Raw genomic sequence first — 21,636 nt, forward strand, 5'->3', positions numbered from 1 at the left:
GCCACCTCGACCCGCCCCTTCCGGAACCCGAAAAATTCCTTTAATTGATAACGGGTCCCATCTACTACTTTACCCGAAATTAAAGGCATTTTTGGGGAGGAAAGGTGATACTGTTGTAGCGAAATGTCAACAAAACTGTAGCGAACCTGCTACTCCTTGTCCATTTTGCGAAAGCGAACCATCGCTCGAAAAATCGCCTCTTCAATGTCTTCGGACCGAAGGACGAGAGGCTGTGGGGCCTCATCAAGAGCGGCCCCCTCCGCCCGATCTTCCTCTTTATCTTTGCGAATCGCCACGAGTTTTCCCAGGTAAGACGTCACCCAGACCGCGAGAGCGGTCACCACCAGGGCGTAGAGCACCATGGAGAACAACCCCCAGCCCTTTGGCACGTAAGGCGCGATGAAATCCTGGATCACCTGTTTAATCAGGTCATTCCAGGCCAGGGCAGCCACCAAGCCAAACCCGGCGGTGGCGAGATCCACCATTTTTTCTAAAACTGTCCGAACCATGCGATCGACCTCCCATCATGAAAATGTGTACAAAATATACCCGAGATACACCGCCGATGCCCACATCATCACCGCGGAAATACGTTGGATCATCAGAAGAGACGATCCCCGGAGCACCACCCGTCCCATGGCGTGGCCCACCATCGACAAGGCGAAAAACCAGAGCCAAGAAACCATGACGCTCGCCAAGCCAAAGGCCAGGCGCTGGGGCCACAAGGAGTAGGCCAGGGCCGCACCGCCCACCACGACCAACGTATCAATGAGCGCATGGGGATTGAGGAGCGACACGGAAACGGTGAACCCGACCTGCCGTCTGGGCGGCCAAGCCACCGTCGAACCATCCGCCTCCCGGTCTCCTCCCTTATCCCGCCAGGTTGAGATCCCCATGTAGAGCATGAAAGCGATCCCCACCCCGCCGAACAACCCCCTCAGCCAGGGCACGTGTAAAGCAGCGGTGGACACGCCGACGACAGCCAGGACAATGAGCAGCGTGTCGCAGATCCCTGCCGTAATCACTGCCGGAAGGGAACGGGACCAGCGCCGATGCAATGCCCCTTGGGTGAGAATGAATCCATTTTGCATACCGATGGGAAGAATCAGCCCCAGCGACAAAATCAAACCGTGGAGAAACGCAACAAGCACCCGCACCCCTCCGCCAGATCCCCGGTGCCATGGTTTTCATATGGCTGCCCTGAGAATTTCACACGTCTTCATTTTAATGCAAATGATCGATCTCTGTCGGCAGGGAAGTGCCGGGCGACGACTACACCTTTTCGGCCGCCCACTTCTTGGCCGAGATCCTGCCTTGGACCACGACGCCCACCAGGGACACAACGATCAAACCGACAGCCATACCCAACAACACTTCTATGTCCGTCCGCATCGTGAGCCATCCGTTCCCTTTGAGCGCCACCTCCCTCAGCCCGTCCACATAATACGTGAGGGGCAGGCAGTGCCCAAGGGCGGCGACCCAATCCGGCATTGCGAGAAAGGGCCACGTGAACCCCGAAAGCAGAAAGGAAGGCACCGCCACCAACATCGAAACCTGAGTCGCCTCCAATCGACCCCGGGAAAACAACGAGGCGGCAAACCCCAGGGCCACGAGCACCAGCACAAACGCCACCGACAGAACGACAAAAGGCATCATGGCCCCCTGAAAAGGAACACCGAATCCCCGGACGGCCACACCGACCCCCAGGAGTACATCGAAAAGGCCGATCAAAAAGTACGGAAGCGTTTTCGCCAGAAACACGGTACCCGGACGGCGGCCGCCCGCCAAATACGCCTCCCATCGCCCCTGCTCCTTCTCTCGGGTCACCCCCAAGGAGACGCCGAGCAAGATCACTTGTTGAAACACGGTCCCGGCCAGGCCCAACAAGAGAAAATCACTGTAATTCAGTGTTGGATTAAACAACATCCGGTAGCCAAACCCCAGACCGTACCCATAATCCGGAGACAGACCGCGGGCCTCCATGCGCTGGATGGCGATCCCTCCCGAGAACGTCTGCACCACGACGTTGGCGTTCTGGAGGGCGCTGTTGGCGATGATCATATTGCTGCCGTCGATCACCGCCAGAATCTTCCCCTCCTGCCCCCGCTTCACCGTCTGGGACAGATCCGGGGGAATGACCAGAGCCACCGCCGCCTCCCCTCGCTGGACGGCATCCAACGCCTCCGCTTCGGAGGCAACCGGGCCGATTAACTGAAAACCTTCCGATGCGCTGAATCCCTGCAGAATCTCCCGGCTCAAGGCGCTTTGGTCCTCATCCACATAGATTGTGGGCAAATGCCGCACCTTGTGCTCACTGTAGAGAAACCCGAACAAAACCAGGTACGCGACAGGCACGAGCACGAGGATGGCGAGCATGCGCCGGTCCCGGATCAGCGCCCTCCACTCAGCGGCCAACATGTCCGATAACGTCATGGCGTCTTCGCCCCTTGCCACACGGCGGTCATCCCGGCCAACACATCCCGGGGATTGTCCTCAATCTTGATTTTTACTTGAAACGATTGGATATCGCGATCTTGCAGGTGGTTCGTGGCTTTCGTCACGGCAAACTGAGGTGCCGGGTTGATCTCCTCCACGCGGCCGTTCACTTGTCGGTGAAGGGCCGGAATATCCAGAGAAACCGGGTCTCCCACCTTCACCTGGGGAAGCTGGTTCTCCCCCACGTAAATCGACACCCATTTGTCCGCCGGATCCGCCACAGTCAGCACCGGATCGCCGGCATTCACCATTTCTCCCACCGAGAAATTTTTCTTGACCACGATCCCATCCACTGGGGCCACGAGCTCGGTGTACGAAAGATAAGTCTGTGCTTCATCTAAACCGGCTTTCGCCTGTTCCAGTTGCGCCTGGGCGGCTTTCACATCCGCCTGGGCCACCGCCACCTGGTCCCGCCCCGCACTGGCCTCCTGGAGGGCGCCCTGGGCCTGTTCCACTTGGTGGCGCGCGGCGTCCACCTGCTCCGGGCGGGGACCCGCCTGGGCCAATTGGAGTTGGTTCTGGGCGGCCTCGTACTCCGCCTTAGCCTGGGAGAGTTGGAGTTCCGCCTGGTTTTTGTCGGCCTCGGATACAGCCCCCGACTGGTACAATTTCAACGCCTTGTCGTAGGCATCCTGGGCCTGATGGTAGGCCGCCTGGGCCCCGTCGACCTTCGCTTGGGCTTGGGCGATTTCCTGGGGCCGGCTGCCCTGTTGCAAGGCAGCCAACTGATCCTGGGCCACTTTCACCGCCGCCTGAGCCTCAGAAACCTTGGCCCGGGTGGTTTGGTCCGTCTCACCCACCGCCGCCTCGGCTTTTTGCACGTTCGCCGCGGCAGCGTCCATCGCCGCTTGAGCCTGCTCGACCTTCGCCTGAAGATCGGCGTGTTCAAGCCGCCCCAGCACCTGGCCCTTTTTCACCGATTGTCCTTCGGAAACCGAAAGACTCTCGATGCGCCCGGCTATTTTAAAACTGAGATCCACCTCTCGCTGCTCGACGATACCACTTTGGGGAGAACCATTCTGCTGCGCGTGAACCGGGAGAAACAAGGCACCGGCAACCAAAGCGGTCACCCCGGCCACCGCGCCACTAATCCCCCAAGGACGCCAATTCATCATCAGATACTCCTTTCATCTGCCGCAAAATCATCTTGACGATCGTCCGCACCCGCTCGGGCGCGTCGATCGCGCCCCCGTGCAGCACCGCCCGGGCCGCTGGAATCACCACCATGCCGAAAAAGGCGCCGGAAAGGGTCTGAACGTCGGCACGATCATCGATCCAATGCCTGGCTTTGGCGGCGGCCCACTGGTCATCGAGGAGCTGGAAATACTCGCTCAGCACCTCCTGCACGGACAGTTGACCCTGGACATCGGCACTCCAAATCTTCTGAACCAGTAAATGGCAAAAGGCCCGATTTTCCTCAAAGAAGCGAAACTGGCTTTCCACCGCCCGGACCCATTTGTGAACCGGGTCTTCTGTGGAGAGCAGCGCCTGCCGCAACCGATCAGTCAACTGGCTGAGGCCCCGGCGCATCACGTAAGTGAACAGTTCTTCCTTGGTCTTGAAATTATAGTAGAGGGTCCCTTTGGCGACGCCGCACTGTTCAGCGATGGCGTCCATCGTCGTATCCCCAAAACCCCGTTTTGAAAATACTTCTACCGCCCCTTGATAAATCAGATCTTTTGTACGCTTCGCCATCACCACCACCCCCCGTTTTGATCTAACATGAACAAATTTATACCCAATGGATCAAAAAATCAAGTCGGCATCTGCTGCTGTTCATCAAAAAAGAAGCCCGGGAAACCTCCCGGGCTATACCTGACCGTACCCAAATCCCTTACCCTGCCTTCGCGCCCATCCCCAGGCCCCCCATCGGCAGCCTGCGTCCCCTGAGGAGGAATCATACCGGTGTCAGGGGCTTTTCGCCTTTTAAGACGTTGACGGCGTTTTGTACCGCCAACCGGGCCATGGCGGTGCGGGTGGCCACCGTGGCGCTGCCGATGTGGGGGAGACACACGGCATTATCCAACTGGAGCAGGGGATGATCGGCCCCAATGGGCTCCCGCTCATAAACATCCAAGCCCGCCCCCCAGATCACCCCTTGTCGGAGGGCGTCCACTAACGCTTCCTCGTCCACCACCGGCCCCCGGGACACGTTGACGAGGATCGCGGTGGATTTCATTTTTGCCAGTTCGTTGCGGCCGATGAGGTGCCGGGTTTCCGCCGTCAGGGGGGTGAGGATGACCAGGATGTCCGCCTCCCGCAGGAGTGCGTCCAAACTCAGGTACCGGGCGCCCAGGCGCTCCTCCACTTCCGGCCGGGGGCGGCGATTATGGTACAGAATGGTCATGCCAAACCCCTGAGCCCGGCGCGCCACCGCTTCTCCAATCCGGCCCATGCCGAGAATGCCCAGGCTTTTGCCATAGATATCTAAACCGGTCAGTCCCAGGGGCGACCACGTGGTCCAGCCCCCATCTCGAACCAGTTCGGCGGACTGGGGAAGCCGCCTGGCGGTGGCAAGCAGCAGCGCCCAAGCTAAATCCGCCGTGGTCTCCGTCAGCACGTCCGGCGTATTGGTCACGATCACTCCGTGGCGGCGGCACGCCTCCACATCGATGTTGTCGTAGCCCACCGCCATGTTGGCCACCACCTTAAGGCGCGGAGCAGCTTTTAGCAACTCTTCATCCACCCGTTCGGTCAACACGGAGACCAGGCCTTCGGCATCCCGCAATTGGTCCAACAAAACATTCCGGGGAACAGGCTCGGACTCCCGGTCCCACAGGCGAACCTCACAATCATTTTTTGCCACACGCAAAGCTTCATCAGGCAGTTTCCGGGCGATATAAAGAACTGGCCGCATCGGGCGCTCCCCCTTCGCGTTTTTTTCGTGGTAATCCGATGATTTGCGACAAATTTCGACGCCATTTTGCTGCCCAGACCGCTATTTTGACTGGTTTTCCACGTGAAACCTTAGAATGGTGGATATATTTTGACTCCAATATGCCCGTTTCACGGTCCGGATTATTTTTTTCCGGACCGCATGATTTCCATGATTAACCAAAACGTTATCGCGGCTATAACCGCAAGCCCCACTGTCAAGGCGGTATAAAACCAAGTGGGCACTGGAGAACGGGCGAATCCCCCGAGGACCAAGGCCGCCACCACCACCGCCAGGGACAGGAGGATCACACTGGCCGCCAACCGGTTCACCGCCCGCTCCACCCGACGCAGCGCCCATTGTCCCTCCCGGAGGCGCAGCCCGAGCCGCACCTCGCCACCCCCCGCCGCCGAAGCCCACTCCGCCAACCAGTCCGGTGCCTCTTCGGCAATCTTTCGCCATCGCCGGCCGTAGGCCGCCAGCTTCACCGCCGCCGCTCTGGGGGTATAGCGCCCGACAAACAATTCCGTGCCAAAGGGCTCTGCCAACTCCACGATACTAAGAGAGGGATCGAGCTGCTCCACCACTCCGCCCAGGGTGACCATGGCTTTCCCCACCAGAGTCAAATGGGTCGGCAGGCGGATCTGGTGGCGGAATGACAACTCGAAAGTGAGTTGCACCACATCCCGGATGTCGATTTCGTGAAGGGGCACTTCGTAGAACTGATCCCGAATCTCTTCCACGTCCCGGTACAGGGCGTCCCGGTCCACATCGGCCGGAGCTACCCCCAGATTGAGCAGCGCCTCGACAATGGCCGGGGTATCTTGGCGCATGAGCGCGATGATCAGGTCTGCCAACTGGCTTTTGTGCTCCGGGGTCAGCCTTCCCACCATGCCGAAATCGAGCAGCACCAGGGAGCCGTCTTTCTTGACCAGCCAGTTGCCTGGATGGGGGTCGGCGTGAAACAGGCCGTCCACCAGCATTTGGTGGAGGATCGTCTCTGCAATGATCCGGGCGAGGCGCCGTTTTCGTTCCTGACCGAGCGCCTCCACCGCCCGGGAAGACAATTTGGACCCTTCCATATACTCGGCGGTGAACACCCGACGAGTGGAATATTCCCCCACTACCTCGGGGATGTACACGTTACCATCATCCGGCAAACGCCGGCGCATCTGCCGTGCATACTGGGCCTCCAGGCGATAATCCAGCTCCCGGCGCAAAGATTGCCGAAGCTCTCCGACAATGGCGGTGAGGGGGTAGATCTTTCCCCACTGGGTGTGCACCTCGGCCCAGGCAGCCAACTCTTCCAAGATCGCCACATCCGTTTCAATCTGCCCCTCAATGCCCGGCCTTTGCACTTTGACGGCAACCTCCTGGCCCCAGGGGAGTCTGGCCTTATGTACTTGTCCGATGGAGGCGGCAGCCAGAGGAGTCGGATCGATAAACGAGAACAAGCGGTCTATAGGTTTGTCAAATTCCTCTTCTAGACGGCGGGCAATCACTTCAAAGGGAACGGGGGGGACCTGATCCTGAAGCTGCTCCAGCTCCGCCGCCACCTCCGGCGACACCAAATCCGGCCGTGTGCTGATCAGCTGGCCCAATTTTACAAAAGTCGGCCCCAGCTCTTCGCAGACCTGGCGCAATCGCCTTCCCATGGACCGCCCCCGCTCCGGGGACGCGATTTCCTTGCGCCCATCCCACAGGTAGCCAAAACCGTGTTTGAGAAACACCCGGGTGATCTGTTGCACCCGCCGCCACTTGGCCTGTCGCCCCATGAACCACTTCCCGCCTTCCATCCCGGCACCCACCCTCACCTCAACCCCGCACCCGCCGGGGGTTGTCCGTAAACACCCCATTCACGCCCGAGCGAAACAAATGTGCCGCCCGGAGCGGATCGTTGACCGTGTATGCAAAAACCGCCAAACCCTTACGGCGGGCGGCCTGGGCCAAGCCCCGCCCGGCAAACCAGTGCCGCACATGAAGACTGTAAATCCTCAGCCCCGCCTGCCGGGCATATTTCCAAGGGGATAACAGAAACCCATCGTACAGCAACCCCAATCGGGCCTCGGGATCGATCCGCTGAAGCCGCTCCAGGGCCGAGTGATCGAAAGAAGAATAGATGATCCTGCGCCGCCCGGACGCCCGAACGCAGTTGACCACCTGCTCTTCGAGACCCTGATATACCTCTGGTGTGGTCTTCAGTTCGATGTTGACCCAAACTTCTTCGGGAATTGCCACCAAAGCTTCGGCCAGTGTCGGAATCCGCTCCCCAGCAAAGCGCGGATGGAACCACGCCCCGGCGTCGAGTCGGCGCAACTCCGACCAAGTCCAATCGCCCACCCAGCCGCGGCCATCCGTGGTCCGCTCCAACGTCGGATCGTGCAGGACCACCGGGACGCCGTCCCGGGTCAACTGTACATCGAGCTCGATCCCTCCGACGCCGATCTCCACGGCCCGGCGGAACGCGGCCAACGTATTCTCCGGTGCCTCCGCCGAAGCTCCCCGGTGCGCCCACACTCGCACTTCCACCGGTTCGCTATTCACCTTACCGTTCCCTCCCTAGGGCCCCCTTCGTCCGCCGGCTGGCCATCCAACGATACATCCCATCCCACACGAGATAGACCAACGTCCCGACCACCAGGCCATTGCTGAGAAAAACGCGAACCACCTGAGGCAGTGCAGGGAACGCACCACTGGGAAGGGCTGTCAAACCCAGCCCAAGGAGTAGGGCCAGCCCTAGACCCTGACGCTGCCCCGGACCCAGGTGAGCTTGGCGCATGGCGTCCAGCCCCACCAGAATCAATTGTGTAAAGGATGCAAACATGACGCCGTATCCCACTTCCCTGGGCATGGCCGCCAGCCATCCGGCAATTCCGGGGAAAAAACCCATCACCGCCAGCATCGCCGAACCCCATAAAAATGGCAGCCGATCCCGAATGCCGGTCAGAGCGACAAACCCCGACGCCGTGGATTGCGGGATCATCCCCACCGTTCCCGCCACCCCCGCGGCCACCGTCGTCACCCCGTGCCAGAAGCCGGCCCGGCGCATATCTGCCGGAGGAACCTGCAGAATCCGCTCCATGGCTTCCACCGAGGCGACCAGGTTACTGATCAGGATAATGGCCACGAATAAACCGTTCACCACCACCGACCAATTCCAAACGGGGGGACCGAACAAAAACGGACCCGGCCAGTCAAACCAAGCCCCGGTCCTGCCTGCGTCCCCGGAGTGGTACCCCGCTGCAGCCATGGCGATCCAGCCGATCACCATCCCGACGAGCACCGAGTACTGCCGAAGCCAGCGCACCGGCCCCAGAGAGGCCGCAAGAATAATGGCGATCGTGAGCACGCCCCCCCAACCGAACCAGACCGTGTGGGGAGACACCGGCAACCCGAGCACCCCCTCAAAAAACGGCCCGGCCATCTGGGCGGCCAAGAGGAGCAGGTAACACCCCGTCACCGCAGGAGTGAACCATTGTCGGATAATCCGAAAAGCCCCGGTCACCGCCAACAGTACCACAAAGGTGCCCGCCGCCAACAGGCCCATCTCTAAAGCCCGGGGAACGTCTGAACCCCCGGCTGCCCCGCTGGCGAACAAGAAAAAAACGGCAAACCACAAACCGGCCGGCCCATCGTTAATGGGCATCCGGTGGCCCCACAGGCCCTGAACCAGTGAAGCGGCTCCGGCCACCAAGCAGGCCCGGGAAATAAATCCGGCAGCCGTCCCCGGATCCAGATGAAACGCTTGAGCGAGCACCACCGGAATGGGGACCACCGATGCGATGAGATAAATCAGCCATTGCACACCCCGCCCCGCCGCACCGGCGATTCCGATCCCGCCAACCACCTTCTCATTCCTCCCTCGACGCTTCCATGATACCGCAAACCCGGCGAAATCGGAAAAAGAGCGGCGAGAACTATTTTCCCGTCGAAATAGACTACTCTCCCGGGCGAAGCTCTGGTATGATCCAACTGGAAGGTTTGTCCCAGTTGGATAAACCCTGAAAATACGAACATCAGGTGATGGGGAGTATGTTACCGTCCAACCAGCGCAATGTTTTGCTTGAATCATCGATCCACCGGGGATTTCAGCAGAGTATTCAAGACCTCGGCTGCGCCCCTCCGGGTCCTGACGTGTTTGATGCGGAAGTGTTACAGTACCTCATCGCCCACCTGGAATTAACTCGGGAAGAGATCAAAAATCTCCGGCAAAACTTACACGCGCAATTGGCCTCCGCCGAGGTGCTGACCGCGGAGGACACAGGGGATGGGCGTTTTTCGTTCCTCGTCCGGATTCCCTATCAAAACCACTTGGTGGACACCTGGTTGATCTATCGCCGGGACGTGTGGAGAAGCGGCGGCGTGGCGGCGCTGTCCAGCCGCCCCGTGTGGAAGCGACCCCGGGTGATGGGGGCGGCCTTGGTGGTCTCCTATGTCCTCATCGCCCTGATCGCCGGATCAGTGGGGCAGTATCTGGCCGGCCACAACCAACAGCGCCTGGAAGCTTTGGCCAGTGCCGCCGGGTACACCTTGGTGCCCACCTCCGCCAACGCGACAAAAGGGGCCGCGTCCGGTACGGCCGCCCAGGCCCCCGGTGGAGCAGCATCCAAGCCCGAAAGTGCCGCGCCAAAACCCGAGGGAGCTGCGCCTACGGCCCAGGGGCAGGCAACGCCGCCTAACGAGACGATCACCTTCACCCTTCAGATGGGGATGACGGCCGGAGATCTGACCCAGTTTCTCCACGACAAAGGGCTCATCCAGGATGTCGCCGCCTTCAACCAGAAGCTCGCCGACACACACGTGGACCAAGATCTAAAACCGGGAACCTACACGTTCAAAAAAAGCATGTCGGAAGACCAGATCATACAGACGTTACAACAAGGCCCCCAATCCTGACGGGGGCCTCATTCATTTTCTTCCAGACGGTGTCCGATGAGACTATCGCTTACTCCAGGTGGAGTTGAACCGTTTCCCGCTGGCCGTCCCACTCGATGGTACTCTTGGGGCGATTCCACACCTGCAGCCAAATGATCCCCGTTCCGCCGCCCCACATATGGAAACCACCGGGCGGATAAGGACCGGTCACCGCCCTGGATTTCCACTAACTTTGAGCATAGTTGTGCCTGGCCGCCCAAAGGGCCAGAGTGCGAAACAAGTACACAAAGACAGCGCCAACCACCAGAAAAACACCCGCCCTCGCCGGCGTGGACGGCACGTGTCCGGTCCCTCCGCCTCCGAGGTAGACAAAAACCGCCGCCCCCATCGACCCGGCGATGACAAACAGGCTGATCCCGGCCATCCACAGCCCCACCGTCTCAATCCAGCGGAAAAACCACGCCTTCCCTGTTCGCTCCAAAGGGAGCCGTTCAAACGTCCACACGCCGAGCCACAGACCGACGGCAGCCACGGCGAGAAGCAGAATCTTTAGCCCGGTGTTCCCAAACACCGCTCCTTGGGCCAGGTATTCCGACACGGTCAAATAGACCGCCACATCCACCGCCGCCCGGATCCGGCCCGCGAGCCATGTCCAATCTCCGAACACCCCGCCGAGAGCCGTGACGAGAATTCGGACCCATACATGAATCCCAAAGACGACAAAAGCCGAGGTGATGGTTGCACTTCGGGCCGTTCCACTCCACATGGCAAAGAGAAACCCGATGGTGTATACGGCCGAAAGGCCGATGGCCGATGACAGCCACCAGTCGAAGACCGCCCACCAACCCGCATCATAGGCACCCATGAGGACAGCCACCAGGACGTTGGCGAGAACAGCCCCCTGGAGCACGAACCAGCCGGTCCACCATTTGGTCCCCGCCACGTGGCGGCGCCCGACCGGCCCGGCGAGGACGGTGGATAACCCCTGATGGGTCCACTCACGATACCAGGCGGTCACGGCGAGAACCAGAGCCGACGCGCTCCACAACCCGATATACGCCGTGGGAGACTGCACGGATAGCGCAGCGGCCTCCCGAACCATTCTGCCGGCCGTCACCCCCGCCCCAGCCAGCAACTGCACCCCGAGGAGCCGCCCGATGACGGGAATAGAGATCAGCGCCACCGCGAGCACCCACATGGACGTATTCTGGCGCCTCTCCCTCCACGCTACCGCGTCATTCCAATTCCAGATCCCCATAGGTGTACCCCTCCCGGCGCATCATTTCCACAAAAAGATCGTCCAGAGCCGGTTGCACCGCTTCCCAGTACACGGGCTCCAACGCCCGGATCCGTTCCATCACCCTCTCCGCGGCGCCCCCGACCCACAGGACCCGCAGCCGCCCCTCCTGCTCCACCCGCCACACTTCCGGCCACTGGGACAGGTCGGGCTCCGCCTCGGGCCGGAACACCACTAGGATTTTCCTGGCCTCCTCCCACAGATCGGCCAAAGCCGTGGACAGCAGCAGTCTCCCCTGAAAGAGGACCCCGATGTGATCCGCCACCCGTTGCAGATCTTCCAGGAGATGTGTCGAAAACAACATCGTGGTCTCATCTTCGGCCACCTGGCGGACCAAAAGCTGAAGAAATTCCCTCCGCACCACGGGATCCAAGCCGTTGGTCGGCTCATCCAATACCAGGAGCCGGGGATGCGTCGCTAAAGCGCAGGACAGGGAAACCTGCATCTTTTGACCCTTGGAAAGGGTGGAAAACAGCGCTTTGCGCCGGAGTCGGAACATCTCCAACAGCGCCCCCGCCCGGTGCTCGTCCCACCCCCGATAAACGAGGCGGTGCCACTTCAACACATCTTCCACGCGAAAATTGTTCGGCCAGTTCGGGATGTCGGGCACGTACCCCACCCCTTGCCGGGCTATCCCCGTGGGATCGTCCGCCCGGTTTCCGAAAAGCAGCACCTTGCCGGCGGTGGGTTGCCAAATACCCAACATCAGGCGAATCAATGTCGTTTTTCCGGCGCCATTCGGGCCGATCAGGCCAAACACGGCCCCGGCCGGAATGTGCAACGTCACATCCTTAAGAGCCTGCACCCCATCGATGGTTTTCGACAAATCTTGCGCTTCGACCGCCCAGCTCATCAGAAACCTCCCTCCGATTGAGACCAGCCGGCCACCACCCGGCCGGCGATCTCCAGCCAAACTTTCGGCTCGATTCCCAAATGATACGCCGCGATGAGGAGTTGTCGAATCTGCTTTTCCATCCACGCCACATCATCGGGGGAAGGCGTTCGAGGATTCGGCTTCGCCACAAAAGTCCCCCGACCCCGGAGCGTTTCGATCAATCCTTCTCGTTCCAGCTCCTGGTAAGCCCTAGCGACAGTGTTGTGATTCAGCGCCAACTGGACCGCCAACTCCCGGACCGAGGGAAGTCGGGTTCCGGGCTCTAGCCACCTCCTTGCCACCGCTTCCCGCACTTGGTCGACAATCTGTTGATACAGGGGTACTTCCGATCTGGGATCAATCCTCAGCCACATCCCGATCCCCCTTCCCCTCAGGACCGTTCTCCATACCCGCGCTGCAGAACGTTCCCCGTTTGTTCCGTATGAACCATGTGTACCACATCACCCGGTACATATAATATGCACGAGGTGCAGCGGTTTGTCAAACCCACACGTTGATGCGACAGAATCCTCGGTCAACGGCTCCCAAACGTCAGTGGATCTTTCTCTTGCGAAAATACCCGCCCATCGTTTCGTGAATGTCCGCCACGGAAACGAAAGCCTGGGGATCGATTTCCCGCACCACGGTACGCAATTTCGGCAGCTCAAGCCGAGTGACCACCGTGTAGATCATCTGCTTCGGCTCTTCGGAATACCCGCCCTTGGCCTCGAGGTACGTCACCCCTCTCCCCAGGCGGGCCAAGATGACCACCCCCAGTTCCTCGGCGCGGTTGGAGACAATCCAAACCCCCTTGGACTCATCCAAGCCGTCCACCACCACATCGATGGTTTTGTACGCGACAAAATACGCGATCAAGGAGTACATGGCCCGGTCCCAACCAAAGACGAAGCCGGCACTTCCCAGGATGAACACGTTAAAAAACATGATGATCTCGCCTACGGAAAATGGCCACCGCTCACTGAGCACCACGGCGACAATTTCTGTTCCATCCATGGAACCCCCGTGTCGAATCACCAATCCCACCCCGAGACCCACGATCACCCCCCCGAACACCGCCGCCAACAGGAGATCTTGGGTCACCACGGCCGCCGAGCCAAGCACCCAGGTCCAAACCGCCAGCCCCGCAACCCCGAGGAAGGTCAGGACGGTAAAAGTTTTGCCGATCTGGTTGTAGCCGAGGAGGAGAAAAGGAAGATTCAGGGCCAACAGGAACCACCCAATGTTCAGTCCGGTCAGATAGGACAGCAGTATGGAAATTCCTGTCATGCCTCCGTCGATGATATGATTAGGCACCAGAAACCCGCGCAACCCGTACGCCGCCACCAAGCTGCCCCCAATAACCAGAACCCCTTGATAAACCCGGTATCTCCAATGTTCGGCCATTCGCGTCTTACCCATCGTCAGTTTTCCCGCCCTCCTTCCAACAAAAAAAGTCACAGGATACCCTGTGACCCATTATTTCACATGCGATTCTTGTGCGTCCAGTGGCTCAGTTGGCCGGACGCGCTTTCTCTTGGAACCTCGCCTCAATCCATACCACCGGAACCGCGTGGGAGGTCAGCTTGCCGGAGGGGGTGGGGACCTGCCGGAGAACCAACTCACCCGTCACCGAGATATGATCGCCCAGAGAATCGAGAGCGGTGGCATCGGCCAAAATCACTGGGATCATCACATAGCTCTGTCCTTCGATGTTGACGGGCCGATCGGTCTGTACAAAGACCAGCCCCCGCTCCACAAAATCATCGCTGTCGAGAAAAACCCGGGACCGGACCACTGTGCCCTGGATCGTCACTTCCATCTTCTCGTCCCTTTCCTTGCCGAAGTCAGTCTGCAAAACTACGACCCGTCACTATAAATGGGAACTTTCAGACAGTACGGGGACAAGGGCCTTCCCCGTGTCCTGGCGATGCACCTACCCCAACCACGCCCAGACTCGGGGCTCACCCCCACATCGACTCTACAGTACAAAGTATAGCAGAGCTACTAGCCCGATGACTAGACAGTAAATCGCAAAAGGTCGAAATGCCCGGACCTCCTGTTGTTGAAAATACCGCGTCAAAATCCACACGCTCACAAAAGCGGCCACCCCCGCCGCCAATCCCCCGACCAAGGCGGGGCCCAACAAGTCCCGGTGCTGGTCGTGGAAAAGCTTCGGAACCTCCAGGATCCCGGCGCCCAGGATCACAGGCGTCGCCAACAAAAACGCAAACCGGGCCGCCGCCTCGTACCCGAGGCCCGCATAGAGCCCGGCGATCATCGTCATGCCCGACCGAGAAAAACCCGGGATAAGCGCCAGGCACTGGGCGGACCCGATCAAAAAGCTCTGACCCAGCCCCAGGCGTGCAATTTCTTCATCCTCCCTGCCCATCCGGAGGAACATGCCCGACCGTGCCATCGCCCGGCGCCTCTGCCGGTCTCCGATCCAGAGGATCACGCCATTGACCATCAAGAAAAAGGCGGCACTCGCCGCGGACGGAAAATGAGCCCGGAGAGTTTTCTCAAACAACCCCCCGATCACCGCCGCGGGGATGGTCGCCACCACCAACAACACGAACACCCGGCGCTTTTCCGGCGCCCGACTGTGAAACAGCGACCCGATGAGCGACAGCCACTCCCGCCAATAAAATAAGAGCAACGCAAAAGCTGTCCCCAAGTGAAGCATCACGGTAAAAGGCAACAGCCCATCCGGATCCACCGGCCAGTGCAGCACCGCGGGCAACATGACAGCATGGGCCACACTGCTTACGGGAAACAACTCCGTAATTCCCTGCACCGCCGCAAACCACAACGCCTGTATCCAGGTCATCCGATAAATCTCCTCTCCACGTCCGTTTTCTCACTCAACGAGGTCCGGCCGACCCGCGGACCCCCTATGTATCGTCTCCCACACGGAATCTAGCCTACCACTCAACAGCCGCACGGACAAGCCTTAGCGGAAACCGCCAAAAAACAAACCGCCTGGTGGCAGGCGGTTCTTAGAGGATAAAACGTGTCCCGAAAACTCAAGCTCCGAACACGCGCTGGGGATTATCCACGAGAATCTTGTGGATCGTTTCCTCCGAGATCCCCGCCTCCCGGAGGGTAGGAATGACATTTTCAAAAATGTGAGTGGGATGCCAATCCACCACCGTCGGCAGGAGAGGCTCGGGAATGGCGAGGGCCCGGCCCAACCAGCAGTTCACCGTATCGTGGGACAACAAAATCCGATCGGCGTACCCCATCCCAATGAGGCCAATCAACACGGTTTCCCGCATCCGATCCAAGGGGGTCCCCGCCAACCCTTGGAGCCCAAAACGGTCGAACCCGATGGAGACCCCCGTATCCAACGTGCGCAAATGATACGCCACGTCCGTGTTCCCGCACATGTGGCCGATCACGATGCGGTTCGGATCGGCCCCGTGAGAAATGAGCAACTCCGCCTGCTCAGGTCCCATGGTGCCCTCCTGCGTGTGGGTCACGATGGTCACCCCGGTGTCTCGCTGGGCCCGAGCGGCCGCCCGAAAAAACATCTTTTCATAGTCTGTGATCACGTCTTTGCTGGAGGCTAGTTTGATCACCCCGGCCCGGATTCCCGTGTCGCCGATCCCTTCGGTAATCTCCTTCATGTACATCTCATAGATCTCCGACTCCGCGTCCCCGAGCAAAGCCCGGAACTTCCAATACGCCGTGGCCGACTCGCCTTCATAGTAGTACCCCGTGGCACAGATGATGTTCAGTCCGGACATTTCTGATATTTCTTTGAGCAATAGCGGATCCCGTCCGCACTCATTGGGGGTCGGGTCCACGACCGATTGCACGCCGTGGGCTTTTAAACGTTCCGCCACTTCCAGCCCGACCCGCAGCGCTTCTTGTCGGTCATACCTTCCGAGGGTGATGTCCCCATGAAAACCCGGGTACCCAAACTGAAAATGTTCGTGAATCATGGTTTTTCCCAGTTGATCGGCCGAAACCTGTCCCCGCACGGTGTTCACTTGATTCGCCATGGTCATCCTCCTCACGACGTGGTGTTTGCCTTGGCCCACTCCTCCTCCTGCAGCTTTCGCCACAGGATTTTGCCGCTCCCGGACATGGGCAGGCGATCGACAAACTGAACGAGACGCGGATACTTGTAGGCGGCCATCCGTTCCCTGGCCCAGTCGATAATCTCCTGCTCGCCGACCTGTCCCCGCTGATCGTCCCGGAGTACGATAAAGGCTTTGACCGTCTCCCCGCGGCGCGGGTCCGGCACTCCAATCACGCAGGCCTCCCGGATCGCAGGATGTCGGTACAGAATCGATTCCACTTCTGCGGGCCAGACTTTATACCCCGAGGCGTTGATCATCCGTTTGACCCGGTCCACCATGAAAAAATACCCTTCTTCGTCATAGCGGGCGATATCCCCGGTGCGGAAAAACCTTTCCCCCTCGAATTCTATAAACGCTTTTGCGGTTTCCTCGGGTTGATTCCAGTATCCTTGAAACACTTGGGGGCCACGGACGATCACTTCCCCTTCCTCGCCGGGACCCAACTCTCTGCCGGTCTCGGGGTCGATGATCCGGGCGTCCACATCGAAAGCTGGGATTCCCATGCACTGCAGTTTCGCGCGATCCGGCGGATTCATGTGAGTTTGGGAGATCGTCTCCGATAAGCCATAGCCTTCCGAATATTGTACGCCGGTCATGGCCTGAAGTCTCTCCCCCACGGCTTCCGGCAACGGGGCCCCCCCGCCGCCGATGGAAGTCAGAGAGCTGATGTCATAGTCCACGATGGCTGGGTTGGCAAGAAAATCCACCACCATGGTGCTGATGTTGGTCCAGTGGGTAAGCCGATACCGCTCAATCCACTTCGCCGCCAATTGCCGATCCCATCGGGTCATGAGAGCCACGGTAGCGCCGGCGTAGATCGGCGCGTTCATGCTGTGCTGAAGCCCGGTGACGTGGAAAAACGGCAGCGTCCCCAGTACAGCAGCCTCGGAAGTCAGTCCCGACCACACCACGGCGGAGACGATATTGGCCTGAACACTGCGATGGGTATGCATGCATCCTTTGGGTTTGCCCGTGGTGCCCGACGTGTAGGGCAACACCGCCAAGTCCTCGCCGGGGCGCACCCCCGGATCGACGGGCGCCAGTCCGGCCTCCAGGGCCTCGGAGAGGAGGATCGCCCGTTCGTCCGGCGCTTCCATACGGGGAGCGGCCACCACATCCGGGAACTCCCATTCCCTTTCCTCCGGAACGTCGTCCGAATAGGCGGCGACCACCACCCGATCTAATACCGTCTCCCCCAACAGGGGAGCAATGCGGGGATAAAGCTCCTGGCCGACCAAGGCCACCCGAGCCCCGCAATCCTCCACGTAAAAAGCGAGTTCCTCGGTGACATTCATCGGATTGAGGGGCACCACCACCGCCCCGGCCCGGAGAATCGCGTAAAACCCGGTCACAAAAGCTGGGCTGTTTTGCATATATAGGATCACCCGGTCCCCCCGGGTCACACCGAGCCGTTTTTGCAAGAACCCGGCCAGGGCATCCACCCGATTTTTCAACTGACGATACTGGATCACACCACCATAGTAGAGAATAGCGGGTTTATCGGGATATCGCCGAGCAGTGACCTCAAGATTGTCGTACAGTGACGTCGCCGGCACGGTTAAACTTTTCGGAATCCTCGCAGGCCAAAATGGATAGTGCCGGGTGTTCATCGCTGCTCCTCCTCCTGATCCACGGGATTGAAAATCTGTCCCTCACACATTCATCTTAACCAACCGATCATTCGGTCGTCAATTACAATAAGGAATTTTTTGATCAAAAGTGTTCTTCGTGAAAATTCCGCGCTGGGCGGGGGCCGAGTCCTGTGCTACTATGACAGTGGCGCGGTGAACGGCGGTTCACCGCCTTGGGATCGACATGTGGAGCGAGGAGGTTTTGGCCAGATGGGACGTATGGAGGGAAAAGTCGCCATTGTCACCGGCGCGGCCCGGGGGATCGGCGCAGCCGTTGCAAAGCAGTTGGCCTCCGAGGGGGCTCGGGTGGGTGTATTCGATTTGAACGTCGAGGGAGCAAAAGAGGTCGTGGCGGAGATCCAGTCCATGGGCTCCGACGGACTCGCTCTGTCTTGCGATGTCTCCAAGGCCGATCAGGTGGAAACGTGTTTCCGACAGGTGGTGGATTCTTTCGGGCGACTGGACATTGTGGTCAACAACGCCGGGGTGATTCGAGATAACCTGTTGTACAAAATGACCGAAGATGATTGGGACACGGTGATCGACATCCATCTCAAAGGCACCTTCCTGTGTTCCCGGGAAGGGCAAAAATACATGGTTCCCCAGAGATCCGGCAAGATTGTCAACGTTTCGTCCACCTCTGCCCTTGGCAACCGAGGCCAGACAAACTATTCAGCCGCCAAGGCCGGGATCCAGGGCATGACCCGAACCATGGCCATTGAACTCGGCCCCTTCGGCATCAACGTCAACGCCGTGGCTCCCGGATTTATCGCCACGGAGATGACCAGAGCCACCGCAGCGCGAATCGGCATCTCCTTCGAACAACTGACCGAGGAGTTTGTCAAAAGCAATCCGATTCGCCGGGTAGGAACCCCCGAAGACATCGCCAAAGCTGTGGCATTTCTCGCCTCCGACGATGCGGCGTACATTACCGGACAGACTCTATATGTCGCGGGCCGACCGACCGTTTGACACCAGGAGTTTTCCAGTCCCGGGATGAAGATTGTCGTAGACATCCGATAAGCGGGCCACCTGACCCTTCAGAGGCGTTTCAGACTTTATGGCCAATGAGCCCATTCAAAGAAAGGAAAGGTGCCAAGATGCCGGTAGATCGCTCCTTGATCGGCAAGAAGACGAACGTTCATGTCGTCGACGTGGAGAAGGGACATATCCGCCGGTTCGCCGAAGCTGTGGGAGACCCGTCACCCCTGTACGTGGATGAGGCCTTCGCCGAATCCACCCCTTTTCGGGGGCTCATCGCTCCTCCGACCTTTGCCACCACCCTGGCCCGGGTCATCCCCGGCCCCCTGGCAGATGTGCCGGGGTTTGACCTGCATCGTGTTCTCCACGGGGAACAAGAGTACGTATTCCACCGTCCCATGCGACCGGGAGACCGATACTGGGTGCAACAAGAGGTCATCGATGTCTACGATCGGGCTGGGCGAAGCGGGCGAATGACCTTCATCGTCATCGAAACCCGGGCCAAAGACATCAATGACCTACCGGTGGTCACCGGACGGGAGACTATCATCTATCGACAGGACTGAGGGGGTGGCACCATGGAACTGACGTGGGAAACACTCAACGAAAACATGGAGCTCGAACCGCTGGTCAAGCCCCCGGTGGACCGGGTGCAGTTGGTGAAATACGCCGGCGCCTCGGGGGATTTTAACCCCCTTCACACGGTGGAGGAGTTCGCCAGGCAGGCGGGCTTGGACGGTGTAATTGCCCACGGTATGTTAAGTATGGGTTTTCTCGGACAATACCTGCGCCATCTTCTGGGGGTAAAAGGGGATATTCTGCGTATGAAGGTTCGGTTCCAGCGCATGGTCAAACCCGGAGATGTCCTCACGTGCCGGGGGACCGTGCGCACCCTGCGAAAGGATGACCGAATCGCAGAGCTGGAAGTGGCCGCCGTCAACCAAAGCGGAGACATCGTGACCGCCGGTGTGGCGGAAGTGCGATTCTTCTAACGAGTGGGAAGAAAAGGAGGCAGCCGCGGAGGTTCTCAACACCCCCGCGGCCGCAACCCTACCGCGAAACAATCCTCAGACGAGCGCCAGGGATACGTACTTGATTTCCAGGAACTCCTCGATCCCGTGGCGGCCGCCCTCCCGGCCCAGGCCGCTCTCCTTGAAGCCGCCAAAAGGAGCTTGGGCGACGGAAGGCAGACCATCGTTGATACCGACAATCCCGTACTCCAAGCTCTCGGCCACCCGGACGGCCCGGGACAGATCCCGGGTGAACAGGTAAGCTGCCAGCCCATAGCGGGTGTCGTTAGCTTTCCGGACCGCTTCCTCGTCATCCCGGAAGGTCTGCACCGGCGCAACGGGACCAAAGGTCTCCTCGTAAAGAACCAGCATGTCGTCACTGACGTCGAGCAGAACCGTGGGTTCGAAGAAATGCACTTCCCCTTTGGTGCCGGCCCGGCTCAACCGATGGCCGCCCGTCACCACCCGAGCGCCTTTCTGGACGGCGTCCCGAACGTGCTCCTCGACTTTCTCCGCAGCCTGGCGGTCGATAAGCGGGCCGATGACCACTCCTTCTTCCAGGCCGTTGCCGACTTTCATCGCCGCCGCCCGCTTCGCCAAGGCCTCGGCAAAGGGCTCGGCGATGGACTCGTGCACGTACACCCGGTTCGTGCAGACACAGGTCTGGCCGGCATTGCGGAATTTGCTCGCCGCCACCTCCCGGGCCGCCGCATCGATGTCCGCATCCTCAAAGACCAGGAAGGGGGCGTGTCCGCCGAGTTCCAGGCTGATGTGTTTCACCGTGTCCGCCGCTTTGCGCATGAGCTGCTTACCCACTTCGGTGGAGCCGGTGAAAGTGATCTTCCGCACCCGCTCGTCGGCGAGCATCGTGTCGGCGATCTCCGCAGCCCGGCTTCCCGTAATCAGGTTCACCACACCCGGAGGCATCCCCGCTTCTTCGAAAATCTCCACCAGCCGACAGGCGGTCAGGGGCGTCTGTTTGGCCGGTTTTACGATCACCGTGCAGCCCGCCGCCAAGGCGGGAGCGATCTTTCGGGTGATCATGGCTGCGGGAAAATTCCACGGCGTGATCGCCGCCACCACGCCCACCGGTTGGCGCAGGACCAGGATCCGCTTGTGCGGAAACGAAGCCGGGATCGTTTCGCCGTACACCCGTTTCGCTTCCTCGGAATACCACAAGACAAAATCGGCTGCGTACTGAATCTCTCCCTTGGCTTCGGCCAAAGGCTTGCCCTGCTCGGTGGTCATGATGACCGCCAGCTCGTCGAGATTCGCCACCATCAAATCGTAAGCCCGCCGGAGAATCTCCGAGCGCTCTTTCGCCGTCTTCGCCGCCCAACCGGGAAACGCGCGATGAGCCGCATCCACGGCCCGAAGGACATCCTCTTTCGACGCATCCGCCACTTCCCCTACCACATCCCCGGTGGCCGGGTTGTAGACCTCAAAAGTTTTCCCGCTGCCTGCCGGGGTCCACTGCCCATCGACATACAATCCGTATCGCCGCATCGCCGC

Annotated in this window: 22 protein-coding genes; 4 read left to right on the forward strand and 18 right to left on the reverse strand. The window is 59.8% G+C overall.

Annotation, left to right across the window (positions count from 1 at the left end; all coding sequences use genetic code 11):
* Window positions 1–149: 149 nt before the first annotated feature.
* From K6T64_RS12820 to K6T64_RS12860, 9 genes are all read right to left on the reverse strand, one after another.
* Window positions 150–509 carry a DUF5654 family protein gene (locus K6T64_RS12820; protein WP_170085001.1) on the reverse strand — a complete coding sequence of 120 codons (360 nt, stop codon included), beginning with the start codon at window positions 507–509 and terminating at the stop codon, window positions 150–152.
* 15 nt (window positions 510–524) lie between these two features.
* A complete protein-coding gene (locus K6T64_RS12825; protein ID WP_170099144.1) occupies window positions 525–1,151 on the reverse strand; it encodes a LysE/ArgO family amino acid transporter in 627 nt (208 codons plus the stop codon).
* Between the two features lie 121 nt (window positions 1,152–1,272).
* Window positions 1,273–2,454, reverse strand: a complete 1,182-nt coding sequence (locus tag K6T64_RS12830; protein WP_288010597.1) for an ABC transporter permease — start codon at window positions 2,452–2,454, stop codon at window positions 1,273–1,275.
* The gene (locus K6T64_RS12835; RefSeq protein ID WP_288010598.1) at window positions 2,430–3,608 is read right to left on the reverse strand and encodes an HlyD family secretion protein; all 1,179 of its coding nucleotides are present in this window, start codon (window positions 3,606–3,608) and stop codon (window positions 2,430–2,432) included. The genes K6T64_RS12830 and K6T64_RS12835 overlap by 25 nt, the downstream gene beginning before the upstream one ends.
* Window positions 3,583–4,191 carry a TetR/AcrR family transcriptional regulator gene (locus K6T64_RS12840; protein WP_170084997.1) on the reverse strand — a complete coding sequence of 203 codons (609 nt, stop codon included), beginning with the start codon at window positions 4,189–4,191 and terminating at the stop codon, window positions 3,583–3,585. The genes K6T64_RS12835 and K6T64_RS12840 overlap by 26 nt, the downstream gene beginning before the upstream one ends.
* 202 nt (window positions 4,192–4,393) lie before the next feature.
* A complete protein-coding gene (locus K6T64_RS12845) occupies window positions 4,394–5,353 on the reverse strand; it encodes a 2-hydroxyacid dehydrogenase (RefSeq protein ID WP_288010599.1) in 960 nt (319 codons plus the stop codon).
* A gap of 161 nt (window positions 5,354–5,514) precedes the next feature.
* Entirely contained in the window at window positions 5,515–7,167 is a 1,653-nt protein-coding gene (locus tag K6T64_RS12850) for an ABC1 kinase family protein (RefSeq protein ID WP_170099141.1), read from the reverse strand.
* Between the two features lie 19 nt (window positions 7,168–7,186).
* Window positions 7,187–7,915 (reverse strand): glycerophosphodiester phosphodiesterase, encoded by a 729-nt coding sequence (locus K6T64_RS12855; protein ID WP_288010600.1) that lies wholly within the window; start codon window positions 7,913–7,915, stop codon window positions 7,187–7,189.
* 1 nt (window position 7,916) lies between these two features.
* Entirely contained in the window at window positions 7,917–9,218 is a 1,302-nt protein-coding gene (locus K6T64_RS12860; RefSeq protein ID WP_288010601.1) for a purine/pyrimidine permease, read from the reverse strand.
* 185 nt (window positions 9,219–9,403) lie between these two features.
* On the opposite strand from K6T64_RS12860, the gene K6T64_RS12865 reads away from it, so the two are divergent.
* Window positions 9,404–10,267 carry a hypothetical protein gene (locus tag K6T64_RS12865; RefSeq protein WP_288010602.1) on the forward strand — a complete coding sequence of 288 codons (864 nt, stop codon included), beginning with the start codon at window positions 9,404–9,406 and terminating at the stop codon, window positions 10,265–10,267.
* Between the two features lie 205 nt (window positions 10,268–10,472).
* On the opposite strand, the gene K6T64_RS12870 is transcribed toward K6T64_RS12865, so the two are convergent.
* From K6T64_RS12870 to K6T64_RS12905, 8 genes are all read right to left on the reverse strand, one after another.
* Window positions 10,473–11,504, reverse strand: a complete 1,032-nt coding sequence (locus K6T64_RS12870; RefSeq protein ID WP_288010603.1) for a hypothetical protein — start codon at window positions 11,502–11,504, stop codon at window positions 10,473–10,475.
* Complete coding sequence (locus tag K6T64_RS12875) at window positions 11,482–12,396, reverse strand: ABC transporter ATP-binding protein (protein ID WP_288010604.1); 915 nt, start codon at window positions 12,394–12,396, stop codon at window positions 11,482–11,484. The genes K6T64_RS12870 and K6T64_RS12875 overlap by 23 nt, the downstream gene beginning before the upstream one ends.
* Complete coding sequence (locus tag K6T64_RS12880; protein WP_170084991.1) at window positions 12,396–12,791, reverse strand: GntR family transcriptional regulator; 396 nt, start codon at window positions 12,789–12,791, stop codon at window positions 12,396–12,398. Before K6T64_RS12880 ends, K6T64_RS12875 begins: the two co-directional genes overlap by 1 nt.
* Before the next feature lie 178 nt (window positions 12,792–12,969).
* Complete coding sequence (locus tag K6T64_RS12885) at window positions 12,970–13,836, reverse strand: YitT family protein (protein WP_288010605.1); 867 nt, start codon at window positions 13,834–13,836, stop codon at window positions 12,970–12,972.
* A 91-nt stretch (window positions 13,837–13,927) separates the two neighbouring features.
* Window positions 13,928–14,236, reverse strand: a complete 309-nt coding sequence (locus tag K6T64_RS12890; protein ID WP_288010606.1) for a hypothetical protein — start codon at window positions 14,234–14,236, stop codon at window positions 13,928–13,930.
* Window positions 14,237–14,395: 159 nt separating this feature from the next.
* Complete coding sequence (locus tag K6T64_RS12895) at window positions 14,396–15,244, reverse strand: undecaprenyl-diphosphate phosphatase (protein WP_288010607.1); 849 nt, start codon at window positions 15,242–15,244, stop codon at window positions 14,396–14,398.
* 196 nt (window positions 15,245–15,440) lie between these two features.
* The gene (locus K6T64_RS12900; RefSeq protein ID WP_288010608.1) at window positions 15,441–16,421 is read right to left on the reverse strand and encodes a phosphotriesterase family protein; all 981 of its coding nucleotides are present in this window, start codon (window positions 16,419–16,421) and stop codon (window positions 15,441–15,443) included.
* Window positions 16,422–16,432: 11 nt separating this feature from the next.
* Entirely contained in the window at window positions 16,433–18,112 is a 1,680-nt protein-coding gene (locus K6T64_RS12905; protein WP_288010609.1) for a long-chain fatty acid--CoA ligase, read from the reverse strand.
* Window positions 18,113–18,343: 231 nt separating this feature from the next.
* Between K6T64_RS12905 and K6T64_RS12910 the strand changes: the two genes are divergently transcribed.
* From K6T64_RS12910 to K6T64_RS12920, 3 genes are all read left to right on the forward strand, one after another.
* Window positions 18,344–19,105: an SDR family NAD(P)-dependent oxidoreductase gene (locus K6T64_RS12910; protein ID WP_170084989.1), complete on the forward strand. Its 762-nt coding sequence runs from the start codon at window positions 18,344–18,346 to the stop codon at window positions 19,103–19,105.
* 128 nt (window positions 19,106–19,233) lie between these two features.
* Window positions 19,234–19,680 carry an FAS1-like dehydratase domain-containing protein gene (locus K6T64_RS12915; RefSeq protein ID WP_157935357.1) on the forward strand — a complete coding sequence of 149 codons (447 nt, stop codon included), beginning with the start codon at window positions 19,234–19,236 and terminating at the stop codon, window positions 19,678–19,680.
* 12 nt (window positions 19,681–19,692) lie between these two features.
* Entirely contained in the window at window positions 19,693–20,106 is a 414-nt protein-coding gene (locus K6T64_RS12920) for a MaoC/PaaZ C-terminal domain-containing protein (protein ID WP_170084987.1), read from the forward strand.
* A 75-nt stretch (window positions 20,107–20,181) separates the two neighbouring features.
* Here the strand turns inward: K6T64_RS12920 and K6T64_RS12925 are convergent, their stop codons facing one another.
* Window positions 20,182–21,630, reverse strand: a complete 1,449-nt coding sequence (locus K6T64_RS12925; RefSeq protein WP_170084986.1) for an NAD-dependent succinate-semialdehyde dehydrogenase — start codon at window positions 21,628–21,630, stop codon at window positions 20,182–20,184.
* Window positions 21,631–21,636 lie beyond the last annotated feature (6 nt).

It is taken from the genome of Kyrpidia sp. (assembly GCF_023512215.1).
In the GTDB taxonomy this organism is placed as follows: domain Bacteria; phylum Bacillota; class Bacilli; order Kyrpidiales; family Kyrpidiaceae; genus Kyrpidia; species Kyrpidia spormannii.

What these genes read in the sequence shown, in the direction of transcription:
- K6T64_RS12820 (WP_170085001.1), bottom strand. Translation starts at nt 509, where the DNA reads ATGGTTCGGACAGTTTTAGAAAAAATGGTGGATCTCGCCACCGCCGGG.
- K6T64_RS12835 (WP_288010598.1), bottom strand. Translation starts at nt 3,608, where the DNA reads ATGAATTGGCGTCCTTGGGGGATTAGTGGCGCGGTGGCCGGGGTGACC.
- K6T64_RS12840 (WP_170084997.1), bottom strand. Translation starts at nt 4,191, where the DNA reads ATGGCGAAGCGTACAAAAGATCTGATTTATCAAGGGGCGGTAGAAGTA.
- K6T64_RS12845 (WP_288010599.1), bottom strand. Translation starts at nt 5,353, where the DNA reads ATGCGGCCAGTTCTTTATATCGCCCGGAAACTGCCTGATGAAGCTTTG.
- K6T64_RS12850 (WP_170099141.1), bottom strand. Translation starts at nt 7,167, where the DNA reads ATGGAAGGCGGGAAGTGGTTCATGGGGCGACAGGCCAAGTGGCGGCGG.
- K6T64_RS12865 (WP_288010602.1), top strand. Translation starts at nt 9,404, where the DNA reads ATGTTACCGTCCAACCAGCGCAATGTTTTGCTTGAATCATCGATCCAC.
- K6T64_RS12870 (WP_288010603.1), bottom strand. Translation starts at nt 11,504, where the DNA reads ATGGGGATCTGGAATTGGAATGACGCGGTAGCGTGGAGGGAGAGGCGC.
- K6T64_RS12875 (WP_288010604.1), bottom strand. Translation starts at nt 12,396, where the DNA reads ATGAGCTGGGCGGTCGAAGCGCAAGATTTGTCGAAAACCATCGATGGG.
- K6T64_RS12880 (WP_170084991.1), bottom strand. Translation starts at nt 12,791, where the DNA reads ATGTGGCTGAGGATTGATCCCAGATCGGAAGTACCCCTGTATCAACAG.
- K6T64_RS12885 (WP_288010605.1), bottom strand. Translation starts at nt 13,836, where the DNA reads ATGGGTAAGACGCGAATGGCCGAACATTGGAGATACCGGGTTTATCAA.
- K6T64_RS12890 (WP_288010606.1), bottom strand. Translation starts at nt 14,236, where the DNA reads ATGGAAGTGACGATCCAGGGCACAGTGGTCCGGTCCCGGGTTTTTCTC.
- K6T64_RS12895 (WP_288010607.1), bottom strand. Translation starts at nt 15,244, where the DNA reads ATGACCTGGATACAGGCGTTGTGGTTTGCGGCGGTGCAGGGAATTACG.
- K6T64_RS12900 (WP_288010608.1), bottom strand. Translation starts at nt 16,421, where the DNA reads ATGGCGAATCAAGTGAACACCGTGCGGGGACAGGTTTCGGCCGATCAA.
- K6T64_RS12905 (WP_288010609.1), bottom strand. Translation starts at nt 18,112, where the DNA reads ATGAACACCCGGCACTATCCATTTTGGCCTGCGAGGATTCCGAAAAGT.
- K6T64_RS12910 (WP_170084989.1), top strand. Translation starts at nt 18,344, where the DNA reads ATGGGACGTATGGAGGGAAAAGTCGCCATTGTCACCGGCGCGGCCCGG.
- K6T64_RS12915 (WP_157935357.1), top strand. Translation starts at nt 19,234, where the DNA reads ATGCCGGTAGATCGCTCCTTGATCGGCAAGAAGACGAACGTTCATGTC.
- K6T64_RS12920 (WP_170084987.1), top strand. Translation starts at nt 19,693, where the DNA reads ATGGAACTGACGTGGGAAACACTCAACGAAAACATGGAGCTCGAACCG.
- K6T64_RS12925 (WP_170084986.1), bottom strand. Translation starts at nt 21,630, where the DNA reads ATGCGGCGATACGGATTGTATGTCGATGGGCAGTGGACCCCGGCAGGC.